Origin of the sequence: Umezawaea sp. (assembly GCF_036375055.1) — a bacterium.
GTDB lineage: Bacteria > Actinomycetota > Actinomycetes > Mycobacteriales > Pseudonocardiaceae > Umezawaea.
In genome coordinates this window covers 38320-56777 of sequence record NZ_DASUSQ010000037.1, presented here as the reverse complement: position 1 = coordinate 56777, position 18458 = coordinate 38320, and the positions used below count along the sequence as shown (strand labels likewise).

Here is an 18458-nt window from a genome sequence, read left to right as displayed (position 1 = left end):
CCGAGTGGTTCCGCCGGATAACGTTCGAAAACGGCGTCACCAGTGCTAGACATAGCACAGTGCCAGCCCCGAAAGCCGGCGGTGTTCGCGGTGACCCGGAACGGTGGTGATTTCCGTGGCAGGAGCAGATGCGGTGCGCAGCACCGGGTCTCTGCTGGTGCGGGCCCTCGCCGTCGGCGGGCTCACGGCGGCGGCCTGGCTGTTCGGCGGCGCCGTCGCCTCCGCCAGTCCGGTCGACCACGTGCCGGACGCGTCGAGCATCTCCGAGTACGTGCACGCGGTCATCGCCGAGCACCACGAGTCCGCTGAGGACACGCAGGCCGAGGTGGCGGGCATCCGCGAGCAGTGGACGGCGACGCTCACGACCGCGCCCGTCGAACTCCAGTCCCTCTCCCCCGTGCGCGTACCGGTGGAGCACGCGCCGGGTGTCGCCAGACCGGAGCAGGAGCACGGGGCGGAGCACGAGCAGGCGGCGGAGCCGGAGGAGGACGAGGAGTTCTCCGGTGGCGTGTCGCTGGTCTACTCGGGCGGCGTCATCAGCAACCACACCGAGCGCTCGGGCACGGTCTCGAACTCGATGCCGGAGGAGCTGTACACGGCGAAGGTCACCGCCAAGGCGGCCGCGAAGCTCGCCGCCGCCACACCTCCGCCGGTGCCGGTCGAGGTGGTCGCCCCCGTGGCGGCCGAGGTGGTCGCCGCCGCCGTCGTCGACGAGGCACCGCGGTGGGACGTCCCCGAGATCCACGTGTCAGCCCCCGTCGCCGAGGTCGAGGACGTCCCGGCGGCGAGCGGCCTGGAGTGGGAGACGCCGCGGCCCGCCGCGCCCACTCCCACGCCCCAGCCCGCTCAGGCCCCGACGGCGCCCACGGCGTCGTCCAGCGCCCACGACAACTCCGGCGGCGCCCGTGGCGGCCTCGCCGTGACGACCGCCCAGACCGCGCTGCACCGGCCGTCCCTGTGGACCGCCGCGCGGCGCGACGACGGTCGAACCCCCGGCAGCGTCCAGGGTCTGCCGAGTTCCTCACCAGACTGACCAGGGCACGAGTGTGCCCTCAGCACGCCCGTTGACCGGTGCTCGTCCCGGTCCCGTGGCCGTATTCCTCCCCTAGTCGCACCCAGGTCGTGCGTGTCCCCGGCGTTCGCGCCGCAGCGACAGCACGTCCGCCCAGGCTTCCCGACCTGCCGACCGCGCCCCAGCAGGTCGGGATGGCCCAGGTGCCGCACTGCCCCGCGACACCAGGGCCTCACCCCGAACCTGCGGTGGGGGACGTTCCGCCCCGAACGTCCCCCACCGCAGGTCCACGGGAACCTCCACCGGCATCCCGGCACATCGAGGGGCTGTGCTGGAAGCCCGGCTGGCAGGCGCCGGTCGGTCCCCGCCGCCGCTGACGCGGCGGGGACCTCGACCCCGGCCCCTCCTCAGGCCACCGGAACGGCCAGGTCGCCGTCCATCGCCGTCGCGGACCCCGCGACCAGCGCGGCCACCGACCCCAGCCGCCGAGCCGCGTCGCGCAGGACGTCCGTCGGCAGCGCGTACGGCAGCCGCAGCCACCGCTCCAGCCCTCCCTGCGCCGCGAACCTCGCCCCCGGCACCAACCGCATCCCGTGGCTCTGCGCCACGACCGCGATCCGCGTGCTGATCGGCGCGTCCAGCTCGCACCACAGGACGAGCCCGCCGGACGGCCGCCGGAACGTCCACCCCCCGCAGTGCTCGCGCAAGCCGTCGACCAGCGCGTCCCGCTGCACGGCCAGCTCGGCGCGGCGGGCGCGCAGCGCGGGCTCGGGGTCGGCGAGCAGCTCGGCCGTCACCAGTTGCTCGAACACCGGCGTGCCGAGGTCGATCGCGGTGCGCGCCGACACGAGCCGGTGCACGACGTCCGGCCGCGCCCGGATCCACCCGATCCGCAGTCCGCCCCAGAGCGACTTGCTCACCGCACCGACGGTCACCACCAGCTCGTCCGCGAAGGCGGCCATCGGCAGCGGCGCGTCGGCCGGGTCGCCGTCCAGGTCGAGGTCGACCAGCGACTCGTCGACGATCACGGGCGTGCGGGCCCGCCTCAGCAGGGCCCCGAGCCTGGCCCGGCCCAGCTCGTCCAACCGGTGCCCGGTCGGGTTGTGGAAGTCCAGCACCAGGTAGGCGACCCGCGGCGCGGCCTGCCGCACCGCGGCCTCGATGCCCGCGAGGTCCCACCCGTCGGGCAGGAGCGGCACCGGCACGGGGATCGCCGAAGCGGATCGGATGGCGTCCAGCGCGTTGGGGTAGCTGGGCTGCTCGACCAGCACGCGGTCGCCGGGTCCGGTGAACAGCCGCAGGGCCAGCCCGATGGCGTGCTGGGCGCCGCTGGTGACGACGATGTGGTCCGGCGAGGTCGGCAAACCCCGTGCGGTGTACCGGTCCGCGATCACCCGCCGCAGGTCGGGCACCCCGTGCTCGTGGTAGCCGTGACCGGCCAGGTGTTCGGGCATCCGCAGCCGCACGGCCTCCATCGCCGCGGCCACGGCGGGCACGGCCGGTGGCGCGGCCCGCGCCAGGTCGATCAGGCCGCGGCTCGACGGCACCAGGTCCGCCACCGGGTTCAGCGCACCGGTCGGCAGCGTGATCCACGAGCCCGCGCCCCGGCGGCTGGCCACGACGCCCTCCTCTCGGAGCTGGTCCAGCGCCGCCGTGACCATCGTCCGGCTCACCGGCAGCACCTCGGCGATCTCGCGCTCGGCGGGCAGCCGGGTGCCCGCGGGCAACTGGCCCTCCAGCACCAGCATCCGGATCCCCGCGGCCAGGTCTGCGGTGCCCTGCCGGACCCCTCTCCGACGCCAGTCGCCCAGCAACTGGGCTAACCGCTGCCCGGATATGCGTCCACCTAGCGGGATTGCCTGGTCCATGAGGCCAATTATTGTCGATTGGCCCTGGAATACAAGGCCAATCAAGCCGCAGGATGGGCCACATGGCCTCCCCTCGTCTCGCCGCGCTCACGTCCGCACCGGTGACGGTCTCCCCCGCTCGCCGCCTGCCCCAGCTGGCCGTCGGCCTCTGGCTCTACGGCGCGTCGATGGCGCTCCAGATCCGCGGTGCGCTCGGCCTGGCCCCGTGGGACGTCCTGCACGAGGGCCTGACCAAGCGCACCGGCCTCAGCTTCGGCACGGTCACGGTCGTCGTCGGAGCCCTGGTCCTGCTCTGCTGGATCCCGCTCAGACAACGTCCCGGCGTCGGCACCGTCGCCAACGTGGTGCTGATCGGCGTGGCCGTCGACGTCACGCTCGCGGTGCTGCCCGCGCCGGTGGAACCGCTCCCGCGGATCGCGCTGCTGACCTCGGGCATCGTCCTCAACGCGCTGGCCGCCGCGATCTACATCGGCGCCCGCCTCGGCCCCGGCCCGAGGGACGGCCTGACCACGGGGTTCTGCGCCCGCACCGGCACCTCGCTCCGGCTGGTGCGCACCGTGATCGAACTGGGGGTGCTGACCGGCGGCTGGCTGCTGGGCGGCACCCTGGGCATCGGCACCGTCCTCTACGCCGTGGCGATCGGCCCGCTCACCCAGGCGTTCCTGCCCCGGCTGACCTGGGTCGAGGTCAGCCCTGAGCCGCGACCAGCTTCCTGACCTCCGCGTAGGTCACCCCGCGAGCCTCCAACACCTCGGCGACGAGCCCACCGCCCGCCAGCAGCGCGAGCACCAGGTGCTCGTTGCCGAGGTAGTGGTGCCCCAGGTCCCTGGCCTCCACGAGGCTGCGCTCCAGCGTCTTCTTCAACGCGGGCTCGAACGGCCGGTGCTCCCCGAACAGCCACCGCTTCCGGCGCGTCTTCGTGGTCGCCAACGCACCCTCGCCCAACGAGCGCTCGATGCTGTCGACGATCTGGTCGACGTCGATCCCGAGCCCGCGCAACGCCGCCGCGTCGGCCTCGCTCAGCCCGCCCTTGCGCCGAGCGGTGCGGAACGCCCCCTCGATCTCCTCGCGCGACAGGTCGAACCCGGCGAGCACCGGCGACCCCAGCAGCGCCAGCAGCATGTGCGTCCGACCGACCTCGGGGACGGACTCGCGCTCCGCCTCCTTCGCCGCGTCGAGCACCGCTCGCCGGGCCTGTTTCGTGAACCGCTCCCCGAGCATCAGCCCCGCCCTCCGTGCTTCTTGTGCACCGCCTGCCGGGTGACCCCCAGCTCAGCCGCGATCTCCTGCCATGACCAACCCCGCACCCGCGCGTTCCGGACCTGAACGGCTTCGAGCTGCTCCAACAACCGCCGCAACGCGCTGACGGCCCGCAACCCGACCCTCGGATCCTGATCACCCGCTGCCGAGGCCAACTCCGTAGCCTTCGTCATGGCGTCAACCTAAGTTGACATTCGGGCCTTTGTCAACCCAGGTTGACGCATACGGTGTTCGAGTGATCCGCACAGCCGAACGCGCCGCACCCGGCCGACCGACGGAGGACCGCGTCTTCACCACCGCCAACGCGGTGGTCGTCCTGGACGGCGTCACCTCGACCAGACCTCCGGACAACAACGGCGCCTGGTACGCCCAGACGCTCGGCGAAGAACTCGTGGACCTGCTGGCGAGCGGCGGCGACCTGGCGGACCTGCTGGCCGCGGCGATCAACCGCGTCACCACCCGCCACGGCCTGGTCCCCGGCGACTCCCCGGCCAGCACCGTGGCCATCGCCAGGTGGACGGGGACCGAGGTCGACACCCTCGTCCTCGCGGACAGCCCGATCATCACCTTCGGCAGGACCACGGAGGTGATCGCCGACACACGCCTGGCGGCGCTGCGTCCCATCACCGCGAGCCGGGTCCCGCTCCTGCGCAACCGCCCGAACGGCTACTGGGTGGCCGAAGCAGACCCGCGAGCGGCTCACCAGGCAAAACGCAAAACCCTGCCCAGGTCGGCCGTGGAAAAAGTGATCATCGCCACCGACGGCGTCTCGTGCGCGGTGGACGACTACCAAATCTTCGACACCTGGCAATCGGTCCTGGACCTCATCACCGAAAAAGGCCCGGAAGCGGTTCTCGACCGCATCAGGGCCGCAGAACTCTCAGACCCGAACCACACCAGGTGGCCGAGAACCAAAACCCACGACGACCAGGCCCTAGCCCTAATCAACTTCACCGAATAAAACAGCAGTGATCAACACCACAAAGAAACCGGCACGCACGAATCACCGCGAACCACCGGGGGTGCGGGGCGAAGTCCTCCCTGCCTCGGGGCCTGGGACGGGAGCCCCAGGGACGCGCAGAATGAGAAATCCCCGCCTGCGATTTCCGCAGACGGGGATTTTTCGATGTCGAATGGCCAGGGGCGGGGTCGAACCGCCGACCTACCGCTTTTCAGGCGGTCGCTCGTACCAACTGAGCTACCTGGCCATGTAGCGGCCGGGATGACCGAACGCTATAGCGACCCAGACGGGACTCGAACCCGCGACCTTCGCCGTGACAGGGCGACGCGCTAACCAACTGCGCCACTGGGCCTTGCTCTCGTGCATTTCGTGCAGTCTAGCTTGTCACTTTTCCTAGCCTAACACGTGCCCCCAACGGGATTCGAACCCGTGCTACCGCCTTGAAAGGGCGGGGTCCTAGGCCGCTAGACGATGGGGACCCTTGCAACTTCCGGCAGCCCTTGTGTGGGCCACCCTCTGTCTCGGGCCCTCCAACCGCTGTCCGTTGGAAGCTCCGTAAGCATAGGACACGAGTGCCCATTACTCCAAAACGGGGGTCCTACTTTAGGTCTGATCTGCGGAAATCGGCTCCGACGGGTGCCGACACACCCGTCGGAGGTCCGCTTCCACTACCGCTGGACGGGCGTGGGCCCTCCGTCCTCGCCCGGCGACAGGCCGAGCATGTCGAGCAGGAGGCGGCAGTCCTCGGCGCCCGTGGCGCCGCGGGCCACCGCCAGCCGTGCTCGGTGGACTTGATCGTCGGAGATCCTCGACGGCTCTCCGGTTCGTTGGGCGGGGACTCCGCCCGCTGCCTGCCGCGACAAACCGTCGTCCTGCGTCCACAGGAACTGGCGGACTTCAAGGGACCCGCTCATGACACCCTCCCCGACTTGAGGTTGGCGCGAGGCTAAGCGACCTCGGTCGGGCACCGCAGCCCCCCGGAGAGTGATTCGCTCGCGACTGAGTGTCACTCCCAGTAGGTGCCCGCGCGGAACCGACCGTGAACGGGCGAGGAAGGATGGACGTATGACTGAGGTGGAGCCGGACCCCGAGTCCGCGTCGAACTCTTCCCCGATGGACCCGCAGGCGATCTTGGCGAGTCTGTCGATGGCGGACATGGAGGCGGATGTCGAAGCCCTGATGAACGACCGGATGAGCAAGCTCGACGAGATGCTGGACGGGCTGGACCAGCTCGTGTCCCGCATCGAGGGCGAGATGGATCTCTTCGAGGGTCGGGTCGACCCTCCACAGTAGACTCACCCGGTCACGCCGAGCGCTCCCCGAGCACCACGGACACCCCCGCAGTGACCAGCCGCACCCTGTTTCAGGGTTACCCCCTGGGGGTATTCTGGTCTCACTGCCCACGATCGAGAGGACAACGGTCATGTCCGTCACCGCCACCTTCACCGTCTCCGGGATGACCTGCGGCCACTGCGTCAGCTCGGTCACCGAGGAGCTCACCGAGCTGGACGGCGTCACCGACGTCTCGGTCGTCCTCGACAGCGGCGCGGTCACCGTGACCAGCGAGCGCGAGCTGGGCCGGGCCGAGGTGGAGGCCGCGGTGACCGAGGCCGGCTACCAGCTGGCGGGCTGATCGAGCCATGACGACCACGGAGTCCAGGCCCCACGACCGCGTCGAGCTGGCCATCGGCGGCATGACGTGCGCGTCCTGCGCGAACCGGATCGAGCGCAAGCTCAACAAGCTCGACGGCGTGACCGCCTCGGTCAACTACGCCACCGGGAGGGCGAGCGTGGCGTTCCCGGCCGGGATGCGCGTCGAGGACCTGGTCTCCACGGTCGAGGCGGCGGGCTACGAGGCCACGCCGCCGAGCCCCGAGCGGACCGAGGGGGCGAGCGGCGAGCACGGCGACGACCTCGGGCTCCGCCTGGCCGTCGCGGTGTTCCTGGGGCTGCCGGTCGTCGTGCTGTCGATGGTCCCGGCGTTCCAGTTCCCGGCGTGGCAGTGGCTTTCGCTCGCGCTGGCGAGCACGGTGGTGTGGGTGTGCGGCTGGCCGTTCCACCGGGCCGCCGCGGTGAACCTGCGCCACGGCGCGAGCACCATGGACACGCTGGTGTCGATGGGCGTGGCCGTGGCCTACCTGTGGTCGGTCCACGCGCTGGTCCTCGGCTCCGCCGGGGTGATCGGCATGGTCCACGAGTTCAGCCTCGTGCCGCGGCCGTCGACCTCCGGTGACGTCTACCTGGAGGTCGCGGTCGGCGTGACCGTGTTCCTGCTGCTGGGCCGCTGGCTCGAAGCGCGGTCCAAGCGCAGCGCGGGCGCCGCCCTGCGGGCGCTGCTCGCGGTGGGGGCCAAGGAGGTCGCGGTCCTGCGGGGCGGCGTCGAGGTGCGGGTCCCCGTGGAGTCGCTGCGGGTGGACGAGCGCTTCGTGGTCCGGCCAGGCGAGCGGATCGCGACGGACGGCGTGGTCGTCGACGGCAGCTCGGCGGTCGACCGCTCGACGGTGACCGGCGAGTCGGTGCCGGTCGAGGTCGGCGCGGGCGACGACGTCGTCGGCGGGACGGTCAACGCGGGCGGCAGGCTGGTCGTGCGGGCCACGAGGGTCGGGGCGGACACCCAGCTGGCCAGGATGGCGTCGCTCGTGGAGCAGGCGCAGACGGGCAAGGCCGAGGTGCAGCGGCTGGCCGACCGCGTCTCGTCGGTGTTCGTGCCGGTGGTGCTGGGCATCGCGCTGGCGACGCTCGCGACCTGGCTGCTGGTCGGGCGGCCGGTCGAGTTCGCGGTCACGGCCGCGGTGGCCGTGCTGGTCATCGCCTGCCCGTGCGCGCTCGGCCTGGCGACGCCGACGGCGCTGCTGGTCGGCACGGGCCGGGGCGCGCAGCTCGGCATCCTGGTGAGGGGCCCCGAGGTGCTGGAGTCGACCCGGCGCGTCGACACCGTCTTGCTGGACAAGACGGGCACCGTGACCACCGGCAAGCTGACGCTGGTCGACGTGGTCCCGGCCGCCGGGGTCGAGCGGGCGGACCTGCTGCGGGTCGCCGGGGCCGCGGAGCACCCGTCGGAGCACCCGGTCGCCGGTGCGATCGTGCGCGGCGCGGGCGCCGAGGTAGGCGAACCGCCCGCCGTCACCGCCTTCCGCAACCGCGAGGGCCTCGGTGTGACGGCGGAGCTGGACGGCCGCGAGGTCGTCGTCGGCAGGCCCCGGCTGCTGGCCGAACTCGGCGTGGAGCTGCCCGAGGACCTGCGGGGAGCCGCGGCGGCGGCGGAACGGGCGGGTCGCACGGTCGTCGCGGTCGCCGTGGACGGCGAGGCGCACGGGCTGCTGGCGGTGACGGACGCGGTGAAGCCGACCAGCGCCGCCGCGGTCCGCGAGCTGCGGGCGCTCGGCCTGCGGCCGGTGCTGCTGACCGGGGACAACGCCGTGGTGGCCGGGGCGGTCGCGGCGGAGGTCGGCATCGACGCGGCGGACGTGGTCGCCGGCGCGCTGCCGTCGGAGAAGGTCGACGCGGTCCGGGAGCTCCAGGCCCGCGGTCGGGTCGTGGCCGTGGTCGGGGACGGCGTCAACGACGCCCCCGCGCTGGCGGCGGCGGACCTGGGCCTGGCGATGGGGACCGGCAGCGACGCGGCGATCGAGGCGGGCGACCTGACGCTGGTGCGCGGGGACCTCCTGGTGGTCGCCGACGCGATCCGGTTGTCCCGCAGGACCCTCGGCATCGTCAAGGGAAATCTTTTCTGGGCGTTCGCCTACAACGTTGCCGGTTTGCCGTTGGCGGCGCTGGGATTGCTGAACCCCATGCTCGCGGGGGCCGCGATGGCTTTCTCCAGCCTGTTCGTCGTCACGAACAGCTTGAGGCTGAAGCGGTTCCGTTCGCGCGCTCGCTGAAGAATTCGGCTTTACCCCCTCCCCGGAACACAGTGCGCGTGCAACAATCCGATTTGCTGACACACCCCCGGTCAGCACCTGTGGAGATCCCCTCCGGCCCCCGCGTTCCTCCCCCTGGCGCGGGGGCCTCTCCACGCGGACGAGCAGGAGCGCCAGGTGACCGGAGTCACACTTCTGTGGCCGCCGCAATCCAACCGTTACCCTTGTCCGGTGCCCCTACCGTCCCTTGGTCGTTCGAAGTCCGGCCGTCATCGTCCGCCCCAGCAAGAAGTGGCGGAGGGCGACCTGGCTCCCGAGGTCGACACCGATGACGAGCTGACGTCCTACCTCGCCGCCCTGGCGCCGGAGACCGCGGATACCGAGACCACCGCGGGCGGCACCAGCTTCGGCACCGCGCAGGTCTACCAGCTCCGCCTGACGCTGATGGACAACGAGCAGCTCAAGGAACTGGCCGCCGAGCGCCAGACGTCCCCGCAGGCCCTCGCCACCGAGTGGGTCATGCAGCGGTTGCAGTGGGAAGCCCGCCAGCGCGGCTTCTGACCCGCCCGACGACGACCCCGAACAGACGAGAGCGGCCCCACCGGTGCAGAACCCGGTGGGGCCGCTCTCGTTGGTGGGACCGACTCAGATGGCCCGGACGTTCTGGGCCTGCGGGCCCTTCTGCCCCTGACCGACCTCGAACTCGACGCGCTGGTTCTCGTCCAGGGAGCGGAAGCCGTTGCCCTGGATCTCCGAGTAGTGGACGAAGACGTCAGCGCCGCCGTTGTCCTGGGCGATGAAGCCGAAGCCCTTTTCGGAGTTGAACCACTTGACAGTGCCCTGTGCCATGTACCTGCCTCCATCGCAGGAAAGCTTGAGGTTGCACCATGCAACCCCCGGCCGTCCCGGGGGCATCTCCTCCGCTTGCCTCAACGAGAAGAGGGTCCGCCCGCGTGCTGTTCCGCGAGCGTGAGACACGAACACAGAAACCACGGCCTGCGAGGCCAGGGTATCGCTTGGGAGCGCTCAAGACTACAGGTCGGAGCGATCAAACCGGACGCGCTGGAAGCGCTTCCCGAGCCTCCCCGAACGGCCCGGTGAACGCCTCGGGACCGATCTTGCGGTGATCGACACCCCACCAGGACCCCTGTGACCGGTATCACCTTCGACTCGGGACAACGCCCCTGGTCCGCGACACGTCACAGTCCACGTCGAGCGTGGTTCAAGGGGGAGCAGTGGGGTTGAGCAAGGGTTTCGCGGCAGCGGTGGCACTGGCCGTCGGGGTGCTCGTGGCGGGGTGCGGCAGCGGAGGGGAGTCCGCGAGCCCGGCCCCGGTCGAGCAGCAGGCGACGAACGTCGCGGTGCGGGCCCCGATGGCGGTCAGCACGACACCCGCCAACGGCAGCGAGGGCGTGAGCCCGGCCGGACCGGTCCAGGTCGCGGTGACCGAGGGCGAGCTCGTGTCCGTCGCGCTGACCAACGCCGAGGGCAAGCAGGTCGCGGGGGCGCCCTCCGCCGACGGCACGAGCTGGGTCGTCAGCGAGCCGCTCGGGTACGGCAAGACGTACACCTGGACGGGGACCGCCGTCGGCAAGGACGGCGAGGAAGCGACGATCACCGGCGCGTTCACGACCGTGACGCCCGCGCGGCAGATCAGCGGCAGTCTGAACGTCGGCGACGACCAGACCTACGGCGTCGCGATGCCGGTCGCGGTCGAGTTCTCCGCCCCCGTGGCGGACCGGGCGAGCGTGCAGAAGGCGTTGAAGATCGAGACGTCCGTGCCCACCGAGGGCGCGTGGGCGTGGCTGAGCGACACCGAGGTGCACTGGCGGCCCAAGGCGTACTGGACGCCCGGCACCACCGTGGAGGTGAACGCGAACCTCTACGGGGTCCCGCACGGCGACGGCGCCTACGGCAGCCAGGACGTCAGCGTGCACTTCACGATCGGCCGCGCGCTGATCGCGACCGCCGACACGCAGACCCACCGGTTCGTCGTCACCAAGGACGGGCAGCAGCTCTTCGACTTCCCGGCCAGCTACGGCCTGGAGTCCGACCCCGGCCGCGTCAGCCGCAGCGGCATCCACGTGGTCATCTCGAAGTCGCCCGAGGTGTCGATGACCAACCAGCGGTACAACTACGAGAACGTCAAGGTCCCGTGGGGCGTGCAGATCTCCTACAACGGCGAGTACGTGCACGGGTACGAGGGCTCCCGGTACGCGCAGGGCAACGAGAACGTGTCGCACGGCTGCGCGAACCTGGCCCCGGAGAACGCCAAGCTGTACTACGACGAGGTCATCCCCGGCGACCCGGTGAACGTGGTCGGGTCGAGCGTCGCGCTCTCGGAGGAGGACCGCACCTACTTCGACTGGACCCTCGACTGGAACGCGTGGCTGGCGAAGGGGGCTCCGTAGCACTGTCGCTGCTCCGCAGACTCCGGCTCGGCCGCTCTCGGTCGGCACGTCGAAAAAATCGAAGTTCGACGTGCCGACGCGGCCTCGCGTCGTGGCCGGCAGGCAGATCGTGCAGGAGTTCGCCCAGGGCCGTTGATCCTGCTCGTGCGGTTACTGCTCGGTGATCCTCGGCGGGTCCGGGACCTCGATGCCCGACTGGCCGATGTTGCGTTCGAAGGACCTGGTCCACTCGCCTGAGCTGATCATCTTGTCGATGGCGCCGTTGACCTTCGCGCGGCCCTGCACGTCGTCCTTGGGCAGGCCGACGCCGTACTTCTCGGTGCTGAACTTGGGACCGACCACCTTGAGCAGCTCCGGGTTCGCCGCGGCGAAGCCCGCGAGGATGACCTCGTCGGTGGTGACCGCGTCCACGTTGCCCGCCAGCAGCGCGGTGACGCAGTCGGAGTACTGGCCGTACTCCACCAGCCTCACTCCCTGCGCGAACTCGTCCACGACCTTCTGCGCCGACGTGGAGTTCGAGACGGAGCACAGGTTCTTGCCGTTGAGCTTGTCCGGCCCGGTGATCTCGTCGTCGGTGTACCGGACGAGCACGCCCTGGCCGGTCTCGAAGTAGGGGCCCGCGAAGGCCACCTGCTGCTTGCGCTTGTCGGTGATCGAGTAGGTGGCGACGACGAAGTCGACCGCACCTGACATGATCATCTTTTCGCGGTCGGCCGACCGCGCCTCGACCCAGGAGATCCTCTTCTCGTCCACCCCCAGGTCGGCCGCGATGAACTTGGCCACGTCGACGTCGAAGCCGACGAACTTGCCGTCGATCCGCCGCTGGGCGAGTCCCGGCTGGTCGAAGCGGATCCCGATGGTCAGCGAGCCGCTGTCGGCCCTCCCCTCCAGGGAGTCCTCGGCAGGACCTCCGCACCCGGCGAGCAAGGCCACCGAGACGGCGATGGGCAGCATTCGACGCAACAGCATGCGCTGGAGAACCTTTCTTCGAACCGTGCGGGCAGGGCGTCATCCGGGGGTGTGCGGGAGCGGTCGCCATCGACCCGACCTCGGGATTCGCGTTTCCCATGCTACGTACGGGATAAGGCAGCCCTATGCGACGCGCGTCGCACTACGACGTTTCACTAGGCCGTTCGGGTGATGAACGGCTGTGACGTCGGACAAATCCCTGTGGCAGCAGTGCTCGCCGGGGGTACGCGGACCACCCGAGCCGGTGGACGGCCCGGTTCACGTGCCCGCTCGGCACGCGCCACCGCAGCAGCCCCGGCACGGCCTTCGCGGTGCCGCGCAGGACCCGCAGCAGCGCCGTCGCCCTCGCCGCGGAGTAGGGCCGGTGCCCGTACAGCTCCACGGCCCACCCCGGCAGCAGCGAGTACGCCAGGTGGCCGAGGACGGGCTCGTAGACACCCAGTCCCCGGCGCAGCGCGCCGCGCACCGGAGGCCGGTGCAGGAAGCGGTAGACCACGTCGGCGTCCGCGGACCGGCGCAGCTCCGGCCGGACCTCGCGCAGGTAGTCGGCCATGTCCGCCACCGACCCCGGCACCTCGTCGGCGTGCAGCCCGACGAGCGTCGCGCTCGCGCGCTGCTCGGTCAGGTAGAGGTCGGCCTGCTCGTCGGTGAGCCGGTACCCGGCCCGGCGCACGACCGCGAGGAACGAGTGCACCTCGGCGCAGTGCACCCAGCGCAGCAGCTCCGGGTCGTCGACCCGGAACGCCGCGCCGGTCTCCGGGTCGCGCCCCCGCAGCGACCGGTGCACCGAGCGCACCCCGGCCGCGGCGGTCTCGACCTCCTCGGCGGTGCCGTAGGTCGACACGCCCACGAAGCTCGCCGTCCGCGACAACCGGCCCAGCGGGTCCTGCTGGAAGTTCGAGTTCTGCACGACACCAGCGGCCGCGCGCGGGTGCAGCGCCTGGAGGTAGAGGCTGGAGATCCCCGCCACCCACATCGCCGGATCGGCGTGGAGCTGCCAGGTCACCGAATTCGGTGTCGCCACGATTTCATCGTGTCACAGGCGCACGCCTCTGCGTCACGACATGATGTCCCCCATGGATCTGGATCAGGCGCGGGACGTCATCCGCACGCAGCACCGGGCGGTCCTCGCGGCCGTGCGCTCGGACGGCACCCCGCAGATGTCGCCCGTGCTGGTGGCCGTCGACGAGCAGGGGCGCGTGCTGGTGAGCACCCGCGAGACCGCGTACAAGGCGCGGCAGCTCCGCAACGACCCCCGCGTGTGGCTGTGCGTGCTGCCCGACGAGTTCTTCGGCACCTGGATCCAGGTCGACGGCACCGCGGAGGTCGTGCCGCTGCCCGAGGCGATGGACGGACTGGTCGAGTACTACCGGCAGGTCTCGGGCGAACACCCGGACTGGGACGAGTACCGGGCGGCCATGATCGCCGAGCAGCGCGTGCTGGTGCGCGTGGAACTGCACCGCGCCGGACCGGACCGGACGGGCTGATGGCCGCCAGGGTCCTGCTGGGGATCGCGCTCGCGGTCCACCTGCTCTACGCCGCGCTCCCGCTGCCGCTGCTCGCGACGGAGGGGTCGGACGCGCTCGTCCCGGCGGTGGCGGCCGTGGTGCCGCTGCTCGGTCTGGCCTGGGCGGCCTCCAGGTACCGCTACCGGCCGCACCGCTGGTCGGTGGTGTCGCTGGCCGTCGCCGCCGTGCAGGCGCTGGGCGCCACGGCGGCGATCGTGGTGCACCTGCGGCCGACCGAGTTCCACCCGGCGCTGAACCTGGTCGTCTACCTGGCGCTGTGGCTCCCGCCCACGCTGTTCGCGTGGCTCGCCGGGCGCGCGCTGCTCGCTCGACCCGCCGAGGTGCTCGGCACCTCGCCGTACCAGGTGAACTTCCCGCTCCGAGCGGTCGAGAAGGCCTCCGCCAACACCGACTCCGTGGTCGTGACCGACCGGGCCGTGGAGGTCTGGGTCCAGCGGGCCGCGGGCGAGCCGATGCTGCTCGCCCCCGGCCAGAAGCGCGGCCGGGTGCCGTGGAAGACCTTGCCGCTCAACGACATCACGGCCGCCACCGTGCGCTCGGCGGTGCCGGGGGAGGCCCCGTGGGCCGTCCTGCGCAACGGTCCGAGCCAGTCGGTGCCCTCGGGCGAGGTGGCCGTCGTGCGGTTCGGCACCACCGACCAGGTGCTGCCGGTGGAGGATCCAGCGAAGTTCGCCGAGCTGATCCGCGTCCGGACGGGGCGGGCGCCTGCGTCGCGCGTGGCCGGTCCGGAGCGGGAGCTGGACGCCCACGTCCCCGAGGTGCTGCCCGCACCGGAGCCGGTGGGACCGGCGGTCCACCCGACCCGCGGACCGGACGACCCGCTGCCGACCGGACCGGGACTGGTGGCCCGGTGGCTCATCGCCGCGCCGCTGGCCCTCATCGGCACCGCCGGACTCCCGCTCGCGGTGCTGCTGGCGACCGGCGCCACCGCGGGTTTCCTGGCGTGGACGGGGGTGGCGGTCGTGGTGTGGCTGCTCAACCTGCGCGTTCCGCGGGTCTGGGGCCGGGTGGCGTTCCTGCCGGTACCGCTGGCCTTGATGTGGCTGGCCACCCAGCAGGAGTGGCTGCTCGCGCTGCCCCTCGTGCTGTGCCCGGTGCTCGGGCGGCTCGCGGGGGCGGTGTTCACGAACTGGCGCGGCACCGACCTGGGTGGCAGCGCGGTCGAGGTGCCCTTCGCGCTCCGGACCGGTGAGCGGCTGCACGTCCAGCGGGACCGGCTGGTGCGCGAGGCGGACGCCAAGGGCGTGCTGCCGTACGCGCTGTGGCTGGCCGACGTCACGCTGGTGCAGTGCGGTGTGCGAGCGGCGCCGGAGGCCGGGGAGTGGCAGTCCCCCGGCGGGTACCGCACCCCCGTCTTCGACTCGCCCTGGCTGCGGATCGTGGCGGGCCGCCAGCAGTGGCTCATGGCCACCGGCGAGCTGCGGCTCGTCGCGGCGCTGGTCACGGCACGGGCGGCGACCGCCGCGCCCGCTCCACCAGACCACCTGGACCTCGCGGGCTGGTACCGGCTGCGCGCGTGGGCGGTGGCCAAGACCGACGGCGGCATCGTGAAGCTGGGGCTGCGGAAGAACGGCATCGGCTGGCGGCTGGGCCTCGCCGCCGTCGCGGGCGGGTTCGCGTTCCTGCTGCTGCCTCTGGCCGCCGCGCTCGTCCCCGGAGCGGTCTGCGCGGTGATCGCGCTGGCGGCGCTGGGTGACTGGGCACGCCTCCGACCGCGGCTGCGCGAGGCCGAGCACCACTCGTTGCCGCCCGGCAGCCCGAACTGGGGCGAGGTCCGGCCGGACCACGCCCCGGTCTTCGCCTACCAGCCCTGGGCCTAGTGCGGCCGTCCCCCGCCGGGTCTCGTCGTGGGACTCGGCGGGGGCACCGCGCCCACTACGGCCTCGGCGGGTCGGGGAGGTCGAGGTCCCCGACCATCCGGGGCGGGTTCGCCGAGGTCTTGACCTCGTAGTCGTCGTCGTGCGGGTCGTTGACGTTGTTCGGCCCGCCGTCGCCGGGGATGTGCTGGGCGTTGCCCGAACCCCAGCCGCCGGTGTACGGGTTGTCGACGTTCGCCCGCACCGTGGACCCGTCGGGCGTGGTGAACGTGTGCCCCTGCGTGTTGTGGCCGGAGGTCGTGGTGCCGTCCGGCGAGGTGCCGGTGCCCCAGGTGTCCGCCAGGCCGCCGTGCCGGTTCGACATGCCGCCGACCGCGCCGCCGACGCTGCCGGACAGCGCGCCGGACGTGGCCGCGTTGAGCGTGTCCTCCAGGCCGAACTTGCCGTGCGCGAAGTTGTTGAGGATGTTGCCACCGGCGCCGCCGATGGCGCCCTCGACCGCACCCCGGCCCGCGGCCTGGACGAAGTTGCTGGTCGTGGTGCCGATGCCCTTGGACACCGCGCCGACCGTCCCGCCCGCGACACCGGCCGCCACGCCGGCGATGCCCGCGTCGAGGGTCTTGCCCGCGTCCCAGCTCCTCCGGTTGCCCGCAAGCGCTTGCCCGCCCTGGATCGCCAGGTCGACGCCGACGTTGATGGCCACGTTGATGGCGATCTGCTTGATCAGCTCGCGGAAGAACATCTGCACGGTGATCCTGGTCGCCGCCTGGGCGATCGGCACGCCCGCCGTGCTCGCGCCGAACGTGGCGACCGCCGACGCGATCATCGCCGCGATCTGGGCCGCCAGGATGATCAGCGCCGCGATGATGCTGAGCTTCGTGTACTCGATGTTCAGCGCGGCGTCGTCGCAGCCGGACGCGAGGTCCGTGCACAGCTGTTGCAGGTTGACGAGGTACGCGTCGCCCTCGACGAACTGCTTCCAGTACTTCTCGAACGCCTCCGACGTCTCGCCGGACATGCAGCCCAGCACGGCGGTCGAGGCGCCCTCGCCCTCCTGGACCACCTCGCCGACCGCTGTGGCGGCCTGCGTCCACGCCTCGCTGAGCCTGCGCAGGGCGGTCTCGTCGCCCTCCGGCCAGTCGGCGCCCACCACGATCGGGACCAGCCACTCGACCGCGCCCGGAATCTCGATGCCCATGTCGGCCCCCTAGCCCTGTGCGCCGAACGACCGGGCGTTGCCCTGGTCGACCTGTTCCCAGGTCGTGGCGGTGTTGTCCAGCTCGGTGCGGATGCCGTGGATGGCGTCGGTGATGCCGGGGAACGCCGCGCGGGCGGTGTCCGCGGCCGGCGAGTAGCCCTGGGAGAACTTCTGGCCCACCTCGTCGCCGCCCCAGCACGCGCCCTCGGCGTCCATGACCGCGCGGAGCGCCTCCCAGGCGTCGGCGAGCTTGTCGCCGGTCGTGGAGAACTTCGGCGACGCCGACCGCAGCGCGGTGGGGTCGACCTCGAAGCCGCTCACCAGCCGTTCCCGTCCATGAGGGAGTCGCGCGGCTCGTCGTCGTCGGGTTTCCTCGGCGGCGTCAGCGGCGGGGCCGCGGGCGTGGGCAGCAGGTTCTTCAGCGACGGCGCGCCGGGGAACAGGTCGGGCAGGTCCGGCACGTTCTGCTGGAACGGCGCCATGGCCGCGTCGGCCTGGCCGCGGGCGTCGAGCGCGGCCTGCTGGACGACCTGCACGAACGTCTTGCCCAGCTTCTCGGGGGTGTTGCGCTCGAAGGCGTTCGGGGCGAGCCGCACGTCCGTCACGATGCCCGCCGCGTTGACGACCACGTGCACGAGACCGTCTTGCGACGTCGCGGAACCGGTCTTCGCCACCGCTTCCGCCTGCGCCTCGCGCAACGCCGACGTCTGGCGTTCGAGGTTGGCGAGCATGGAGTCGACCTGGGTGCGCAAAGCCGCGTTCCGGGCTTCGAGCGCGGCGCGCTGAGCGGGATCGTTCATGAAGGCCTCTCTCACGGATCGGACGGGCGTTCGTCCGATTGTCACGCAAAGCGAATTCCGCCACACTCCGATTGGCGCAATCGGTAACGCCGTCGGCCTTCAGGACGATTCCACGTGACGCCACGGGCGTGGAATCGGTGGAGCGGGTGCATCTGGGATGATCAGTGGCAGACGCCGCGTCCTCGTCTTGACGGGGGCAGCGCTGGTCGGCGGCGCGATGATCGGCACGCTCGTGCTGTCCGGCGGGCCGAAACCCGTCGACGTGCGGCAGGTGCAGGGCAGCTTCGGCCCGGAACCGGTGCTCAGCGCCACCTACACCACCAGCGTGCTCGGCGTCGGCCCGACGACCGCCGCGCCACCGCCGCCCGCACCGCCCCCCGCGCCACCGCGAGCACCCACGACGACCGGGGCGGACCTGCCCCCCGCACCGACGAGCGCCGCGCAACCACCTCCTCCTCCTCCTCCACCGGACCCGACGCGCACCGACCTCCCCCCGTGGCTGGAGGAACTGGGCGGCTGCGACGACGACTACGACACCCACGGCACCTGCGTGCCGTGGCTGCTCCCGCTGCTGGTGGACGAGTGCGACTGGCTGCACCGGCACGGGTCCCGGCACATCGAGGTCCGCGGGCAGGACCGGCACGACCTGGACGACAACTCCGACGGCATCGCCTGCGGCCACGGCGACCGCTAGGGCGGTGGCCGCGGTCCTCACCGGGTTTCGCGCGGCCGGGGTGGACCCCTCGCGGCCCTGAACGGCGCGAACCCGGCAG

The 18458-nt window shown here is 71.8% G+C and carries 21 protein-coding genes and 3 tRNA genes; 11 read left to right on the top strand and 13 right to left on the bottom strand.

Annotated elements, in window-relative coordinates:
- Positions 1–115 precede the first annotated feature (115 nt).
- Positions 116–1033: a hypothetical protein gene (locus tag VFZ92_RS11175; RefSeq protein WP_330875774.1), complete on the top strand. Its 918-nt coding sequence runs from the start codon at positions 116–118 to the stop codon at positions 1031–1033.
- Between the two features lie 386 nt (positions 1034–1419).
- On the opposite strand, the gene VFZ92_RS11170 is transcribed toward VFZ92_RS11175, so the two are convergent.
- Complete coding sequence (locus VFZ92_RS11170; RefSeq protein ID WP_330875773.1) at positions 1420–2880, bottom strand: PLP-dependent aminotransferase family protein; 1461 nt, start codon at positions 2878–2880, stop codon at positions 1420–1422.
- Between the two features lie 53 nt (positions 2881–2933).
- Here VFZ92_RS11170 and VFZ92_RS11165 point away from each other — a divergent pair, with 53 nt between their 5' ends.
- The gene (locus VFZ92_RS11165) at positions 2934–3596 is read left to right on the top strand and encodes a YczE/YyaS/YitT family protein (RefSeq protein WP_414719863.1); all 663 of its coding nucleotides are present in this window, start codon (positions 2934–2936) and stop codon (positions 3594–3596) included.
- Here the strand turns inward: VFZ92_RS11165 and VFZ92_RS11160 are convergent.
- Positions 3568–4101, bottom strand: a complete 534-nt coding sequence (locus VFZ92_RS11160) for a Clp protease N-terminal domain-containing protein (protein ID WP_330875771.1) — start codon at positions 4099–4101, stop codon at positions 3568–3570. The genes VFZ92_RS11165 and VFZ92_RS11160 overlap by 29 nt on opposite strands.
- Complete coding sequence (locus VFZ92_RS11155) at positions 4101–4313, bottom strand: helix-turn-helix domain-containing protein (RefSeq protein WP_330875770.1); 213 nt, start codon at positions 4311–4313, stop codon at positions 4101–4103. Before VFZ92_RS11155 ends, VFZ92_RS11160 begins: the two co-directional genes overlap by 1 nt.
- Before the next feature lie 62 nt (positions 4314–4375).
- Here VFZ92_RS11155 and VFZ92_RS11150 point away from each other — a divergent pair, with 62 nt between their 5' ends.
- Entirely contained in the window at positions 4376–5101 is a 726-nt protein-coding gene (locus VFZ92_RS11150) for a protein phosphatase 2C domain-containing protein (RefSeq protein ID WP_330875769.1), read from the top strand.
- A 173-nt stretch (positions 5102–5274) separates the two neighbouring features.
- Here VFZ92_RS11150 and VFZ92_RS11145 read toward each other — a convergent pair.
- From VFZ92_RS11145 to VFZ92_RS11130, 4 genes are all read right to left on the bottom strand, one after another.
- A tRNA-Phe gene (locus VFZ92_RS11145) sits at positions 5275–5348 on the bottom strand.
- Between the two features lie 31 nt (positions 5349–5379).
- A tRNA-Asp gene (locus VFZ92_RS11140) sits at positions 5380–5453 on the bottom strand.
- Between the two features lie 54 nt (positions 5454–5507).
- Positions 5508–5580, bottom strand: a tRNA-Glu gene (locus tag VFZ92_RS11135).
- Between the two features lie 189 nt (positions 5581–5769).
- A complete protein-coding gene (locus VFZ92_RS11130; RefSeq protein WP_330875768.1) occupies positions 5770–6015 on the bottom strand; it encodes a hypothetical protein in 246 nt (81 codons plus the stop codon).
- A gap of 151 nt (positions 6016–6166) precedes the next feature.
- Between VFZ92_RS11130 and VFZ92_RS11125 the strand changes: the two genes are divergently transcribed.
- The 4 genes from VFZ92_RS11125 to VFZ92_RS11110 all read left to right on the top strand — a co-directional run bounded on the left by VFZ92_RS11125 (position 6167) and on the right by VFZ92_RS11110 (position 9522).
- Positions 6167–6394, top strand: a complete 228-nt coding sequence (locus VFZ92_RS11125) for a hypothetical protein (RefSeq protein ID WP_330875767.1) — start codon at positions 6167–6169, stop codon at positions 6392–6394.
- Between the two features lie 130 nt (positions 6395–6524).
- Positions 6525–6734 (top strand): heavy-metal-associated domain-containing protein, encoded by a 210-nt coding sequence (locus VFZ92_RS11120; protein WP_330875766.1) that lies wholly within the window; start codon positions 6525–6527, stop codon positions 6732–6734.
- Positions 6735–6741: 7 nt separating this feature from the next.
- Positions 6742–8982: a heavy metal translocating P-type ATPase gene (locus VFZ92_RS11115; protein WP_330875765.1), complete on the top strand. Its 2241-nt coding sequence runs from the start codon at positions 6742–6744 to the stop codon at positions 8980–8982.
- A gap of 210 nt (positions 8983–9192) precedes the next feature.
- Positions 9193–9522: a hypothetical protein gene (locus tag VFZ92_RS11110; protein ID WP_330875764.1), complete on the top strand. Its 330-nt coding sequence runs from the start codon at positions 9193–9195 to the stop codon at positions 9520–9522.
- Between the two features lie 84 nt (positions 9523–9606).
- Here VFZ92_RS11110 and VFZ92_RS11105 read toward each other — a convergent pair whose 3' ends face one another.
- Positions 9607–9810 (bottom strand): cold-shock protein, encoded by a 204-nt coding sequence (locus tag VFZ92_RS11105; protein WP_106186934.1) that lies wholly within the window; start codon positions 9808–9810, stop codon positions 9607–9609.
- 386 nt (positions 9811–10196) lie between these two features.
- On the opposite strand from VFZ92_RS11105, the gene VFZ92_RS11100 reads away from it, so the two are divergent.
- Complete coding sequence (locus VFZ92_RS11100) at positions 10197–11372, top strand: L,D-transpeptidase (protein ID WP_330875763.1); 1176 nt, start codon at positions 10197–10199, stop codon at positions 11370–11372.
- A 150-nt stretch (positions 11373–11522) separates the two neighbouring features.
- On the opposite strand, the gene VFZ92_RS11095 is transcribed toward VFZ92_RS11100, so the two are convergent.
- Both VFZ92_RS11095 and VFZ92_RS11090 read right to left on the bottom strand, forming a co-directional pair.
- On the bottom strand, positions 11523–12341 hold the full coding sequence (locus VFZ92_RS11095) for a glutamate ABC transporter substrate-binding protein (protein WP_330875762.1): 819 nt from the start codon (positions 12339–12341) through the stop codon (positions 11523–11525).
- A gap of 142 nt (positions 12342–12483) precedes the next feature.
- Positions 12484–13365 (bottom strand): oxygenase MpaB family protein, encoded by an 882-nt coding sequence (locus tag VFZ92_RS11090; protein ID WP_330875761.1) that lies wholly within the window; start codon positions 13363–13365, stop codon positions 12484–12486.
- Positions 13366–13417: 52 nt separating this feature from the next.
- On the opposite strand from VFZ92_RS11090, the gene VFZ92_RS11085 reads away from it, so the two are divergent.
- Positions 13418–13828, top strand: coding sequence for a PPOX class F420-dependent oxidoreductase (locus VFZ92_RS11085; RefSeq protein WP_330875760.1), 411 nt, complete (start codon positions 13418–13420; stop codon positions 13826–13828).
- Complete coding sequence (locus VFZ92_RS11080; RefSeq protein WP_330875759.1) at positions 13828–15690, top strand: hypothetical protein; 1863 nt, start codon at positions 13828–13830, stop codon at positions 15688–15690. Before VFZ92_RS11085 ends, VFZ92_RS11080 begins: the two co-directional genes overlap by 1 nt.
- A gap of 55 nt (positions 15691–15745) precedes the next feature.
- On the opposite strand, the gene VFZ92_RS11075 is transcribed toward VFZ92_RS11080, so the two are convergent.
- Genes VFZ92_RS11075 through VFZ92_RS11065 form a run of 3 tightly spaced genes read right to left on the bottom strand, consistent with a single transcriptional unit; the run spans position 15746 to position 17685 of the window.
- Positions 15746–16885 carry a hypothetical protein gene (locus VFZ92_RS11075; protein ID WP_330875758.1) on the bottom strand — a complete coding sequence of 380 codons (1140 nt, stop codon included), beginning with the start codon at positions 16883–16885 and terminating at the stop codon, positions 15746–15748.
- Between the two features lie 9 nt (positions 16886–16894).
- Positions 16895–17206 (bottom strand): WXG100 family type VII secretion target, encoded by a 312-nt coding sequence (locus VFZ92_RS11070; RefSeq protein WP_330875757.1) that lies wholly within the window; start codon positions 17204–17206, stop codon positions 16895–16897.
- Positions 17203–17685, bottom strand: coding sequence for a YbaB/EbfC family nucleoid-associated protein (locus VFZ92_RS11065; RefSeq protein WP_330875756.1), 483 nt, complete (start codon positions 17683–17685; stop codon positions 17203–17205). Before VFZ92_RS11065 ends, VFZ92_RS11070 begins: the two co-directional genes overlap by 4 nt.
- Before the next feature lie 157 nt (positions 17686–17842).
- Here VFZ92_RS11065 and VFZ92_RS11060 point away from each other — a divergent pair, with 157 nt between their 5' ends.
- On the top strand, positions 17843–18379 hold the full coding sequence (locus VFZ92_RS11060; protein WP_330875755.1) for a hypothetical protein: 537 nt from the start codon (positions 17843–17845) through the stop codon (positions 18377–18379).
- The last annotated feature ends 79 nt before the right edge of the window (positions 18380–18458 follow it).